This window comes from Caldicellulosiruptor sp. DIB 104C (assembly GCF_028198085.1).
Classification (GTDB): Bacteria; Bacillota; Thermoanaerobacteria; order Caldicellulosiruptorales; family Caldicellulosiruptoraceae; genus Caldicellulosiruptor; species Caldicellulosiruptor saccharolyticus.
This window is the reverse complement of sequence record NZ_CP116337.1, coordinates 119,691-133,224: the sequence shown is the minus strand read 5'-3', so window position 1 is coordinate 133,224 and position 13,534 is coordinate 119,691. Positions and strand designations below refer to the sequence as shown.

Sequence of the window (13,534 nt, the reverse complement as noted above, 5' to 3'; positions counted from 1 at the left end):
TGTTTATTATTCGTTTTTAGAGTTGTTGCAGCTCACTCTATCGAAATTATTCTTTTTAAATTATTCTACCACTTTACAAAAGTTTGAGCTCAACATCTTTTTATCTGAATGTGTAAGTGAACTACCGTCCACCTAAAGAGGTGAAGGCTTTATGAGAAGTTTGGTAGCTTTCATGCTACCCTTATTCTCACAGGTTGGTTCACACATCTACTGCTGGTTATCTGCTTCACCACAGACTCTACCTTATACCTTCACAAGTATACTTATCGCTCCATTTATATCCGCATTTACTACACACCCACACTTTCTGCATACATACAATCCCCTGTATCTCCTGCTACTTTTGCTAATATGCCCACATCTGCTACATCTTTGTGATGTATAGCTCTCATCCACTTCCATATACCTTATACCATAATACATGCACTTTGATTTTAGCTTCCTCTTGAACTTGTCATACGGTATCCCCACAAAATTTTGATTGTTTACAACTCCAAGCTCTATCCCCTGCTTTATACCTTTCATTTCCCCATCAACTACTGCAGAAATTTGATTGTTCAAACAGTGCTTGATTATCAAACTCACAGCCTGATTCAAAAAGTTGTCAATTATATGCTGTCTTTTGCGAGAAACTAAAGCAAGTTTTCTGCCACATTTTATTCCTTGTGCCTGCTGTAAATCGACTGCAGTCTTGCCCTTTGTTTGTTGTACCATCGGTTGACTGATTTTAAAAACCTGCCTTCTATCAAAAAGGCAGTCCCGATGGTATCAACCACCGCCGCAAAATTGTCAAGCCCTAAGTCTACCCCTAAATACCTGCTCAAATCAAAAATACTTACCTGCTGCTTATCTTCATACACATACTCAATCTCAAACCATCTACCATTAAATCTTGGTATTATCCTGACTTCCCTAATTTCCTTACCCAGAACCGTAGCTGGCAGGTCAAAATACAGGTATTTTACTCCAAACTCTTTCGCAAAACCCCTGCCAAGACTCAATCGTACTTTTTTCCCCTCTGTCTTGAACTGGTCCTTGGGAAAAACTATCTGATACATCCCATCCTTCGGCAGGTATTTGGGCATTGAAACTCTTTCTTCTACCTTCCCTTCTTTTTTGCCTTTCAAAAGACTCAGAAAAGATTTAAAAGCTTCATCCACTGAAATAAGTGTTTGCTGGGCAACCTGCGATGGCAAAAGTCTGTAGTTTTCGTTCTCTTTCACAAGATGATATACACTTTCATATCGCAAATATTCCTGAGTTTTAAAGTAGTGTTGCCTTATATGGTACAGAGCATAGTTGTACAGATTTTTTGAGAAGTGGCAAAGCTGACGTAGCAGTCTGTATGTTTGTTTATCACATCTTATATGATTTTTCTGTGTTTTGTACATTTTAATCACCTGAGGAATATTATATCACATTTTTAGCAATTCATCTCCATCTTGTATAAGATGGAGTCTTCTTGCTTAATTTTTTAATAAATTGTAAAGAATTTGTTAAGTCAATTGACTTGTAAAAATGGTCTTTGATAAAATTATTATATAAAAATTCCGAGTAAATAAATAGGTTTACTTTAAATTTGGCAAAAAAGAACACAACTTAAAATGCAAAGGAGGAAGTTTTGGTGAGCAAAAAAGCAAAGAGAATAATTGTGATTGCCATCCTTTTTGCATTCATACTATCTTCACTGTACGCTCAAGTTATAATCTCACAACAAAAAAAGCAAAGTGATATACAGACTAAAACTATCTATCAGCAGGATTTGAAACAAAGTACAAGTTCTAAAGACAAGTTACCAGATCCTCTGATAATAAACAGTGAAGGATTCATTACAGTCGGGGTAAGATATCTAAATCCTATAAAAGATGATAAAGACAACCTGGTATTTGAGGTGTTTTTTGACAATCATCAAGTTGATTTGTCCACACTCAATCTTAGTGGAAAGATATTGTTTACTACAAGTGAAGGTATAAAAGTTAAAAAAGCAACATGGCGAATTGAGGGTTCAGGACATCATGTCATGGCATATATCAAAATACCCAAAAAGATAAATGGTAAAAACCTTATTACCCCTAAAACCAAATATATCCAATTGGAGTTACAAAATATTGGAGGTGTCAAATCGAGAATTTATAGGTGGAATAAGAAGTTTTTGAATTAGGAGGATCTATAAAGTGGCTTATTTACTACCTTTTGCAGCAGGATTAGCATCTTTCTTTTCCCCCTGCATAATACCTATGATAAGTGTATATTTTTCACTTATCACAGGTGTTTCGGTTAGAGATTTGAAGGATATAGAAGTTCACAAAAGAATGAAAAAGTTTATACTTATAAATACCTTTATATTTGTATCTGCCTTTACACTTGTTTTTTCAATGGCAGGGGCTTTAGGTGGAAGTATTGGCAGATGGTTAAGTGGTTATACTACGATAATGAATAAAATTGGTGGGGCAATAACTATAATAATGGGATTGAATTTGATTGGTCTGCTAAATCTAAATCTTTCTTTTTTGAATAAATATAGTGCAGATAACATCAAGACATCATCAAGATATTTCACTACTTTCCTAATAGGTTTGTTTTTCGCTATAGTATGTTCCCATTGCATCGGGCCAATTTTATACTCCATATTGATATATACCACAACCACAAAAAGTGCCTTTGTAGGAATGACAATAATGTTATTATTTTCCTTAGGTCTTGCAATACCGTATTTGCTTGTTGGTTATTATTTACCTCACGCGATTAATGCCATAAAAAAGGCAAAGAAATTCCAAAATGCTATCTGTGCAGTTGCAGGAGCTACACTCATTTTCCTTGGTATTGTGATGTTTTTAAACAAACTCCAGGACTTGACAGCAATTTTTAGCAGACTGCTACCTTATAAATTGCCGTTTGGAATGTAATAGATACAAAAAATTGTAATAATGGAGGAAACAAAGGTGATTTTAGTTGTTATCAGCTTAGCATCAATTTCATTGTTTATATACCAGGTCATTTTAAATCGAATATATTCTGCCTTATTTTGGTATCATTATACCTTTTTAATTACATCATTTGCTATATTTGGTCTTGGTATAGGTGGAATAATAGCTTACAATAAGCGTCAAAAAAGTGAAAATTTAAAAACTGATTCATTGGTTAAGGCCTTATTTCTTCTATCTATCTCGTACATATTTTCACTGGGAATTATATATGTATTGCCGTTTCAAAACAACGTATTGATTTATTTAATTCTGGCCACATTACCTTTTGTAGCAGGTGGTTACTTTTTCTCAATTGCATTTGAGCAGTTTGGAAAAATAAGCAACAAGCTATATTTTGCAGACCTTACAGGCTCAGGATTTGGCAGCATAATTGTGTTGCTTTCACTAAACAATCTTGGAATATATCGGTCTGTAATTTTGATTTGTATTATTTCAGTAATAGCTTGGCTACTTTTTACTTTACAGCTAAAAAAGAAAACTTTGCTTGGCATTGGTGTATTGATTCTTTTCATGTTAGCGCTCTTTATTCCGAACAAGTACGTAAATTCAATTGAACAAAACTTTATTGGATTTATCACAAACAAAACAAAAACACTTGGCACTATTGCAAAATCAAACCAAAAAGCTAAGATTGTCTACACCAAATGGAATGCATTTTCACGAACAGATGTCATTAAAGTAGAAGGTGATAACGATGAAATGATAGTAACAATTGATGGAACAGCAAATGCGCCTATGTATAGATTTGATGGTAAAAAAAGTAGCTTGAGCAAATATAAAGATGACATTGAATATCTGCCTTTTTCTTTTGGAAACAATCATAAAACGTTGATAATTGGGCCTGGCGGTGGAAGAGATATTCTGTATGCTTTAGCTGGAAACAGTAAACAAATAACTGGAGTTGAAATAAATACATCAAGTATTGACGCTGTAAGACACTTTAAAGAGTTCAATGGAGATATCTACAACAGGCCAGAAGTAAAAATCTATGGTGAAGATGGTAGAAATTTTGTAAGAAAATCTAAGGAAAAATATGATGTGATATTCTTATCACTGGTCATGACAAATGCATCCCAAAACATAGGTTATGCTCTTTCAGAAAACTATCTGTTTACAGTTGAAGCTCTTGAGGACTATATGAACCACTTAACAGATAATGGAAAACTCGCCTTTTTGGCTCACGACAAAGAGGATATGAGCAAACTGATAGCAACCATTTTGCGCGTACTGAACAAAAGAGGTATATCAATCAAAGAGGCTCCAAAATATATGGCTATCTTCACCAAAGAAATTCAACTAATGAACGGCAATGAACATATTCATTATCCAATGATCATTGTAAAAAACAAGCCTTTTTCACAACTTGAAAGCAAGAAATTAAAAGAGACTGCAGACAAAGGAAAAATTGTCCCGCTTTATATTCCTTATGTTAATGACAAGGGACCACTTTACCACATAAAGCAAGGACATTTGACTTTAGTAGAGTTCGAAAACGGATTTTCATTCAGCGCAACACCTGCAACAGACGACAAGCCATACTTTTATGACTTTAGCAAAGGTGTTTCACCTGTGCTGGTATTTATCTTCTTTTTCATACTTCTGGGAAGCGTAATATTATTTACACCAATTATTTCCCAAGAAAAAGCATTCAAACCTTCTTTGTATTTTTCAAGCTTAGGAATAGGATACATGTTAATTGAGATTCCGCTTATTCAAAAGTTTATTCTATACTTGGGTCATCCAGTACTTGCCTTCAATTATGTACTTGCTGGGCTTTTGATTGGCAGCGGAATAGGTGCATATTTTAGCAATGCAAAGGTGTTTAACAATCTGTCAAATAGAATATATTTACCTGCTCTTTTGGTCATGATAATAAATATTGGTCTAATATTCTCCCTAAACTCAATATTCAAAGTAACCTCCAATTTTAGCTTAGTCAGCAAAATACTAATTGCAGCCATATTGGTTATGATTCAAGGCTTTTTCATGGGAATGCCGTTCCCAAGAGGTATAAAGATATTAAGCGAAAATAAAAAGAAAAGCAAAACAATTCCTGTGATGTGGGGACTCAATGGTGCAATGTCAGTTATAGGCTCAGTTTTATCAATTATGCTTTCAATGGAGTTTGGATTTACCATTGCTATGCTTGCAGGAGCTATTTTATATGGGCTTATAAGCTTACAAAATAGAAATTTAGTAATTTCTAAATAAAAAATGGGAAGGGGGAATTTAGGGATGAAAGAGGCACTGCTTATACTTCTCGCAATGAGCGGATGTTTGCTTGCACACATTTTTATGCACAAAGCAATGATGGGAAAAGGTTGCCACGGCCATGACCACCACCACAGCAATGAACCCCAAAAAGCATCTGACCCCAAAGATCACCAGTTCCATCAACATCACCACAGTGAAGAATTAGTTGCATTGGATAAATCTAAAAGTGAAGAGAACAAGTAGAGGGATTTATCCCTCTTTTTTTTGTGATTTATCGCATCAAATTGGACAATATAGACAAAAAAGTTCATATGGCATATAATAATGCAAACGATATTATTTGAGAAAGAGGAATATTTCAATGAAGAGAATCTTAAGGTACATATTCATATTTGCTATCGTTTTCGCAGTTGGACTTGGTTCATTTTGGGCAGGTTTTTCTAATTCTCAAAGCCCAGTTCAAACTAAAAAAGACGGTTTGATTTTCTACGAAGTTTTTGTCAGGTCATTTTATGACAGTAATGGTGATGGCATAGGGGACATAAATGGTTTGGCTGAAAAACTTCCATATATCAAATCCTTAGGTGTAAATGCCATCTGGCTTATGCCAATATTTGAATCTCCAAGCTATCACGGATATGATGTAACAAACTATTACAAAGTCAATCCCGACTATGGTACAAATGAGGATTTTGTCAACTTCATAAAAAAGGCTCACAAGATGGGTATCAAAGTCATCATAGATATGATGATAAATCACACAAGTAGCAAACACCCTTGGTTTATCGAAGCATCAAGTAATAAAAATAGCAAGTACAGAAACTATTATATCTGGGCAACACCAAACACAAACCTTGATGAACCATCAGACCTTGGCACAAAACAATGGTATAAAAAGGGCGATAGTTACTACAATGCTATATTTTGGTCCGAGATGCCAGACCTCAATTTTGACAATAAAACTGTGAGAGAAGAGATGAAGAAAATCGCCAAGTTCTGGTTAGAAAAAGGAGTAGATGGTTTTAGGCTTGATGCCGCAAAGCATATTTACCCTTTGAGCAGAGAAAAAGATACTCTTGCGTGGTGGGAAGAATATGCAAAATTCTGCCGAAGTATTAAAAAAGATGTATACCTTATAGCAGAAGTGTGGGATAGTCCTCAAAGAATAGCGCAATATGCAAAGATATTTGATTCTTGTTTTAACTTTAATATTGCTCAAAACATCATTGAAGGAGTAAAATATGAAAATACTCAAACTTTGCAAAATAACCTCTCTTCAATATACAATCTCTACAAAAATGTCAATCCTCAATTTGTTGATGCACCATTTTTGACAAACCATGATATGAACAGAGCTTATACCGAAATTGGGTCAAATAGCAAAATGAAATTAGCTGCAGCATTATTATTGACACTGCCTGGCAATCCTTTTATTTACTATGGTGAAGAAATTGGCATGAAAGGGCAAAAACCAGATGAATATATTAGAGAGCCATTCAAATGGTATGAGACATGGAAAAAAGGACAAACAAACTGTGAGATGAGCCTCTACAATAGCGGCCCTGATGTTGCTTCAGTTGAAAAACAAGAAAAAGACAAAAATTCTCTGCTCAATTTCTACAGAGACATGATTAGTTTCCGAAAAAAGAACCTACCGTTATTAAAAGGTGACTTTCAGCTAATTAAAACCTCTTCCGATATACTTGGTTTTGTAAGAGTTTACAAAAATCAGAAGATGGTTGTAATTTTTAATTTCACAGGCAAGGAATTATCAAAGACTATAAACCTGCCATCTAATATTAAGCTTGCCGGCAAAATAGTTAAAGGATCTGGGAAAATCTTGTCTTTAAAAAATGGAAAACTTGCTTTTTCAATAAAACCTTATTCCTTTATCATTTTAAATTAACAGTCAGAAGCGTAAAATTTCCATTTAAGTCAACATTAAAAGATTAAAAGGCGGGCAACTTCCTCAGAATCGCCCGCCTTTAAGTTTTTTCTAAAATTTTTTTAAAATGAAATTTTTTAAAATGCTGCTTTATAAATTTCCATTATCTCTTCTACAGTAGCTTGTCTTGGATTTGTCAAACCACAAGCATCTTTTAAAGCATTTTCAGCTAAAGTCCTTATGTCTTCATCTTTTACACCCAATTCTTTCAAACCAGCTGGTATTCCTATTTCTGTTGACAAATCCTTAATGCCCTCAATTACCATTTCACCGACTTTTTCTTGGGAAGCTCCTTGCACATCAATTCCCATTGCTTTTGCAATGTCAATGAATCTGTGAGGAACCGCTTTAAAATTGTATGCCAAAACATGTGGTAATAACACTGCATGCACACCCCATGTGGTAAATCATAAAATCCACCTAATTGATGTGCCATTGCATGAACATAGCCCAAACCTGCATTGTTAAATGCAACCCCTGCCAAATACTCAGCATAGGCATTTTTTCTCTTGCTTCAATATCATTGCCATTTTCAACAGCTTTCTTCAGATATTTGAAAATCAATTCAATTGCCATCAAAGCTGAAGCATCTGTAACTGGTGTTGCATCAGTAGATAGATACGCTTCAATTGCATGCGTTAACGCATCCATTCCAGTTGCAGCAGTTAGTGACTTTGGCATTTCAATCATAAGTTCTGGGTCGTTTACAGCAATAAGTGGTGTTACATGCCAGTCAACTATTGCCATCTTTACATGTCTATCCTCATCAGTGATAATTGCAAACCTTGTCACTTCACTGCCTGTTCCTGCAGTTGTATTGATAGCAACAAGAGGAAGTATTGGTTTTTGTGATTTGTTTACCCCTTCATAGTCCTTTATTGAACCTCCGTTAGTTGCAACAAGTCCTATACCTTTGGCACAATCATGTGGTGAGCCACCTCCAATTGATATTAAAAAGTCGCAATTGTTATCTTTTAACATTTTCAAACCATCTTCAACGTTCTTTACTGTTGGATTGGGTTTTGTTTCATCAAATATTACATAATTTATATTTGCTTCATCTAACATATCAGTAACTTTTTTAACCAAACCAATTTTCACTAATGCTTTATCTGTTACAATCAGTGCTTTTTTATAACCTAAAGCTTTGATTTCTTGCCCAACATCTTTCAAACATCCTCTTCCCATCAAGCTAATAGGTGGCATGTAAAATCTATATGTTTTCACATTTACCCCTCCACATCTGCTGCAAATGTTGTTATAATTTTAACATGCACTTTTTCTCTTCTTCTAATTCTTTTTTGCAAATAATATTTCATTTTTGCCGGGGGTATAGAGAGATGGTAAGTGACCTAACACCAACATCTGTTTTAGAGGCAGAACATGTTAGAATACTCTACTATGATTTCGATAATTATACAAGAGCAAGTTATTCATCAAAAACTATCTGAGATTTTGCAGTATCTTACAAGGAGATAAATATGTGGAAATAAATGGGTCTGAAAAATTCAAGTATGATAGTAACAGTTTTGTAATTTTGCCGCCTTATTCAAGAGTCAAATTAGAAATTGAAGAAAAAACTAAAGCATTGGTTATAGAAATAGACAGCTATTTAATAAACCATGTTTTGAGCAAGCTAAAAATAGAGTTTGAACCTTATGAACTTGGCAATGTCAATAATGTACTTTTTGTAGGAAAGTACAGCCCAGATTTGACACAGACATACAAAAAGATTGTTGATACATTCTTCAGCAGAAAGGTCAACAGAGAGTTTCTCCTTGATTTATATACTCAAGAGTTTGTATATGATATCTTCAAATACAGAGGTGCTGAGAAGATAATAAACGATAAAAATTCAGAAATATATCATATCTTGGATTATATAAACACCAATTATTTGCGCAAATTAAAAATTTCAGATATTGCCAAAGAATTTAGCATGAAAGAATATGAACTTACTAAGTACTTTAAAAAGTTCACAGGGAAATCACCAAAGGAATATATTAAAGACTTAAAACTTAATAAAGCAAAAGAGTTATTAAAATTCGAAAATGTTACCAATGTGTGTTATGACATAAGGTATGAAAATATTTCTCATTTCATTAAAGAATTCAAAAACAAGTTTGGAGTTACACCAAACTTATACAAGAAAACTCTAAATAGCTAAGAACAAAAAGTGTCGATCTTATCTGTTCAAGGAAACTCCTTAAGAAAAAAAGTCCTGGGTTTTGCCCCAGGACTTTTGTTTGTTCAGGCATTTTTCCTTGTTAACTTGCCAGCTCTTCTTTTTCAAACTGGCTATAGTAAAGCTTCGCGTAAAATCCGCCTTTTTTAAGAAGTTCTTGGTGTGTACCCTGTTCCACTATGTTGCCATGGTCCATGACAAGTATCAAATCAGCATCTCTTATTGTAGAAAGCCTGTGGGCTATTATAAAGGATGTTCTTCCTTTCATTAAATTGTCCATAGCCTTTTGTATTTGGATTTCTGTGAGTGTGTCAACAGAGCTTGTTGCTTCGTCAAGTATAAGAATTTTTGGATTTTTCAAGATAGCACGTGCAATTGTCAAAAGCTGTTTTTGACCTTGAGATATATTCGTAGTCTCCTCATTTAACACTGTGTCGTACCCTTGTGGGAGTGTCCTTATAAAGTGGTCAATGTGGGCAAGCTTTGCTGCTCTTATCACTTCTTCGTCTGTGCTATCTGGCTTTCCGTATTTTATATTCTCTTTAATAGTTCCATTGTAAAGCCATGTGTCTTGCAAAACCATACCAAATAAAGATCGCAGGTCTTTTCGCGAAAATTCTCTTATATCATGTCCGTCAATCAAGATTGCACCATCATTAACATCGTAAAACCGCATAAGAAGCTTTACAATGGTAGTCTTGCCAGCACCAGTTGGTCCAACAATTGCCACCTTTTGCCCTGCTTTTATCTTTGCAGAGAAATTGTTTATAACAATCTTGTCTGGTCTGTAGCCAAACCTGACGTTCCTAAACTCAATCTCCCCTTTTATATCCTCAAGATCAATCTGTTTTGGCATATCTGGCACTTCTTCCTCTTCTTCTAAAAACTCAAACACTCTCTCAGCGCACGCAGCAGTCTGCTGCAAGATGTTTGAGATATTTGCAATCTGGGCAATCGGCTGTGTAAATGACCTGATGTACTGTATAAACGCCTGAATATCCCCAACCTCAATTGCATTTTTTATAACAAGCCAGCTGCCAAGAATGGTTACCACTACATATCCCAAATTGCCTATAACGTTCATAAGCGGCATCATTACACCTGTCAAAAACTGCGACTTCCAAGCAGCATTGTACAATGTATTGTTAAGGCTATCAAACTTTTCAATACTCTTTTTCTCGCCATTAAAGGCCTTGACTATATGATGCCCACCATACATTTCCTCTATATGCCCATTTAAATGTCCTAAATAATCTTGCTGCTGTCTAAAATATTTTTGAGAGTATTTGATAATAAAGGCAATGACAATTGAAGATGCAGGTATGATCAAAAGTGCAACCAAGGTCATTAGCCAATTAATACTGATCATCATCACAAGCACACCAAGGACCATTGTCACAGAGGTAATTATCTGTGTCATGCTCTGATTAAGTGTTTGTGTAATTGTATCAACGTCATTTGTAATCCTCGATAAAATCTCACCTTGGTTGGTGCTTTCAAAATACTTCAAAGGGAGTCTATTTATCTTCTCTGAGATTTCTTTTCTAAATCTGTATGTGACTTTCATCGAAATACCAGACATTATCCATCCTTGCAAATACCCGAAAATGCTGCTGAGTCCGTACAGCACAAGTAGGATAATTAAAATCTTCCCAATATATTCAAAATCTGTGCCGCTGCCCTGCCCGGTTATTCTGTTCATTATACCTTCAAAGATCTTTGTAATTGCCTTTGACAAAATCTTGGGTCCTGCAATCGAAAATGAGGTACTCAAAATTGCCAAAACCAGCACAGTTATTAGAGAAATCTTATAGGCAGACAAATACCTTATAAGTTTTTTCATAGTACCTTTAAAATCTTTTGCTTTCTCACCGGGGACAAAACCACGCGGTCCATGGCCCATACCCCTTCGAGGTCTTATCCCATGCACACTTCTTTGTTGTGTTCCCTTGTCTTCGTTCATCCCACCAACTCCTCCTCTGGCAGCTGTGATAGTGCTATTTCTCTATAAGTTGGACAAGTTTTTAGAAGTTCTTCGTGTTTTCCTATTCCAACAAGCTCACCATCGTCTAATACTATAATCTGGTCAGCATGCATCATAGTTGCAACCCTTTGCGAAACCATAATAACTGTGCTGTCTGTCAGCTTTTCTCTGAGTTTCCTTCTCAGAGCAAGTTCTGTTCTAAAGTCAAGAGCTGAAAAGCTCTCATCAAAGATGTAAATCTCAGGCTTTTTAACAAGAGCTCTTGCAATAGAAAGTCTTTGTTTTTGTCCACCTGACACATTCGTTCCACCTTGAGCAATCTCGGTATCAAACTTGTTGGGCTTTTCATTGATAAACTCAAGCGCCTGGGCAATCTCTGCTGCCTCTACAATCTCTTGGTCTGTTGCGTCATCCCTGCCGTATTTGAGATTAGATTTTATCGTTCCACTAAAAAGCCAGCTCTTCTGCGGAACATACCCTATTTTCCTTCTCAAGTCTTCTTGCTTAACTTCTCTCACATCTACCCCATCAACTAAAACTTGACCTTCTGTCGCATCAAAAAACCTCAAAATTAAATTTACAAGTGTGCTTTTTCCTGAGCCTGTCCTTCCAATAACGCCAACTGTCTGGCCGGGTAAAATTGTAAAGTTTATGTTCTTTAGAACATATTCCTCTGCACCGGGATACTTGAAAGAGACATTTCTAAACTCAACCATGCCTTTTTTGCTCTCATCAAAGCTTTTTGGATTTTTAGGGTCTTTTACAGAAGGCTCTGTTGATAGTACTTCAGCAATACGCTGTGCAGATACAGAAGCTCTTGGTATCATAATAAACAGGGCAGATAGCATCAAAAAGGCAAATATAATCTGTATAGCGTACTGCATGAACGCAAGCATGTCTCCAACTTGCATACTTGAGTTTTGAATCTGGTGAGCTCCCACCCATACAATTAAAAGAGTAACTCCGTTCAAAACAAGCATCATGGTTGGAAACATAACTGCCATGCTTCTATTTACAAAAAGCCCTACTTTGGTAAGGTCCTGATTTGCCCTGTCAAACCTCTCCTCTTCAAACTTTTCGCTATTAAAAGCTCTGACCACCATAATGCCAGATAAGTTCTCGCGTGCAACCAAATTTAGCCTGTCAATCAACTTTTGCATAAGCAAAAACTTTGGCATTGCAACTTTGTAAAGCACAGCTATAATCCCTAAAAGAATTGCAACTGCCAAAGCTATAATCCACGACATTGAATGGCTTTTGCTAAGAGCCTTGAACACCCCTCCAACGCCCATCACAGGCGCATAAAATACCAATCTTATCATAATTACAAGAAGCATCTGTATCTGAGCAATGTCGTTTGTTGTTCTTGTAATCAAAGAAGCGGTTGAAAACTTGTCAAATTCAGCTATTGAAAAGCTCTCTACTTTTGTAAAAATATCTTTCCTTAAATCTCTTGCAACACCAGCTGCAACCTTTGAACCAAAAAATGCAACCATCACAGTAGAAAATGCGCTCAAAAGGGTAATTAGAAGCATCAAAAGTCCTACGCGCAATATATAGTTTGTTTGAATAGCACCTGTATCTATCCCAATCCTTTTATACTCATCTTTAATTACAGCAGCTGCTGCCTGCACAACCATGCTGTCGCCTAAAGTAGAAAATTTTTTGTTTATCTCTTCTCTGATTTTAAGAAGCTGATCCTTTGGAAGCTGGCTCAAAAGCATGAAAATATCTATGTTGGCTGGAATCTGTTTGCCATTGAATTCAATTACCCCATTTTTTGCATTTGCTTTTGCCTTTTCAATCCCTGCCACTGTCAAAAGCGCTTTTGCCATGGGTATATTCAGTTTATCTATCTTTTCTTTGTCAACTTTTTTCAATACATATACAGCTTCCTTGGATAAAATTGGGTATTTTTTTAAATACTTCTCATATTCATTGCTTAACTTATCAATTAGTTTGTAGTCATTTAAAATCCTTTCCTTGTCTCTATCTGACACAAAGAGCAAAAGTTTATCCATCTGCGTCTTTCTTATAGCTTCGGGTACTGCATTCACTATACCACCCTGCTGGATACCTTTGTTTACTATGTTTGACATGTAATCGGGCAAAGCTAAATCACTCATTGCTTGAACAACTACAAAAAAGATGGCCATAAAGAGTAGGAAGACATATGGTTTCATATACTTTGCCAGTTTTGTCAAGTTATTTCACCTTCT

8 protein-coding genes and 2 pseudogenes are annotated in these 13,534 nt (G+C 35.6%); 6 read left to right on the top strand and 4 right to left on the bottom strand.

Annotated elements, in window-relative coordinates:
* Positions 1–170: 170 nt before the first annotated feature.
* Positions 171–1,391 (bottom strand): annotated as a pseudogene (locus PGC14_RS00555) (RNA-guided endonuclease InsQ/TnpB family protein).
* A 233-nt stretch (positions 1,392–1,624) separates the two neighbouring features.
* Here PGC14_RS00555 and PGC14_RS00550 point away from each other — a divergent pair.
* The 5 genes from PGC14_RS00550 (at position 1,625) to PGC14_RS00530 (ending at position 7,107) form a co-directional block, all read left to right on the top strand.
* Positions 1,625–2,161 carry a hypothetical protein gene (locus PGC14_RS00550; RefSeq protein WP_271629243.1) on the top strand — a complete coding sequence of 179 codons (537 nt, stop codon included), beginning with the start codon at positions 1,625–1,627 and terminating at the stop codon, positions 2,159–2,161.
* Positions 2,162–2,174: 13 nt separating this feature from the next.
* Complete coding sequence (locus PGC14_RS00545) at positions 2,175–2,906, top strand: cytochrome c biogenesis CcdA family protein (RefSeq protein ID WP_039765710.1); 732 nt, start codon at positions 2,175–2,177, stop codon at positions 2,904–2,906.
* Positions 2,907–2,942: 36 nt separating this feature from the next.
* Positions 2,943–5,198, top strand: coding sequence for a spermine synthase (locus tag PGC14_RS00540; RefSeq protein WP_271629242.1), 2,256 nt, complete (start codon positions 2,943–2,945; stop codon positions 5,196–5,198).
* Between the two features lie 24 nt (positions 5,199–5,222).
* On the top strand, positions 5,223–5,444 hold the full coding sequence (locus tag PGC14_RS00535; protein WP_271629241.1) for a hypothetical protein: 222 nt from the start codon (positions 5,223–5,225) through the stop codon (positions 5,442–5,444).
* 118 nt (positions 5,445–5,562) lie between these two features.
* Entirely contained in the window at positions 5,563–7,107 is a 1,545-nt protein-coding gene (locus PGC14_RS00530; RefSeq protein ID WP_271629240.1) for an alpha-amylase family glycosyl hydrolase, read from the top strand.
* Between the two features lie 116 nt (positions 7,108–7,223).
* On the opposite strand, the pseudogene PGC14_RS00525 reads toward PGC14_RS00530, so the two are convergent.
* A pseudogene (locus tag PGC14_RS00525) lies at positions 7,224–8,352 on the bottom strand (iron-containing alcohol dehydrogenase).
* A 277-nt stretch (positions 8,353–8,629) separates the two neighbouring features.
* Here PGC14_RS00525 and PGC14_RS00520 point away from each other — a divergent pair.
* Positions 8,630–9,313: a helix-turn-helix domain-containing protein gene (locus PGC14_RS00520; RefSeq protein ID WP_271629239.1), complete on the top strand. Its 684-nt coding sequence runs from the start codon at positions 8,630–8,632 to the stop codon at positions 9,311–9,313.
* A gap of 100 nt (positions 9,314–9,413) precedes the next feature.
* Here PGC14_RS00520 and PGC14_RS00515 read toward each other — a convergent pair whose 3' ends face one another.
* Positions 9,414–11,234 (bottom strand): ABC transporter ATP-binding protein, encoded by a 1,821-nt coding sequence (locus tag PGC14_RS00515; RefSeq protein WP_422653037.1) that lies wholly within the window; start codon positions 11,232–11,234, stop codon positions 9,414–9,416.
* A gap of 56 nt (positions 11,235–11,290) precedes the next feature.
* On the bottom strand, positions 11,291–13,519 hold the full coding sequence (locus PGC14_RS00510; protein ID WP_271629237.1) for an ABC transporter ATP-binding protein: 2,229 nt from the start codon (positions 13,517–13,519) through the stop codon (positions 11,291–11,293).
* Between the last annotated feature and the right edge of the window lie 15 nt (positions 13,520–13,534).

What these genes read in the sequence shown, in the direction of transcription:
- PGC14_RS00515 (WP_422653037.1), bottom strand. Translation starts at nt 11,234, where the DNA reads ATGGGCCATGGACCGCGTGGTTTTGTCCCCGGTGAGAAAGCAAAAGAT.
- PGC14_RS00530 (WP_271629240.1), top strand. Translation starts at nt 5,563, where the DNA reads ATGAAGAGAATCTTAAGGTACATATTCATATTTGCTATCGTTTTCGCA.
- PGC14_RS00535 (WP_271629241.1), top strand. Translation starts at nt 5,223, where the DNA reads ATGAAAGAGGCACTGCTTATACTTCTCGCAATGAGCGGATGTTTGCTT.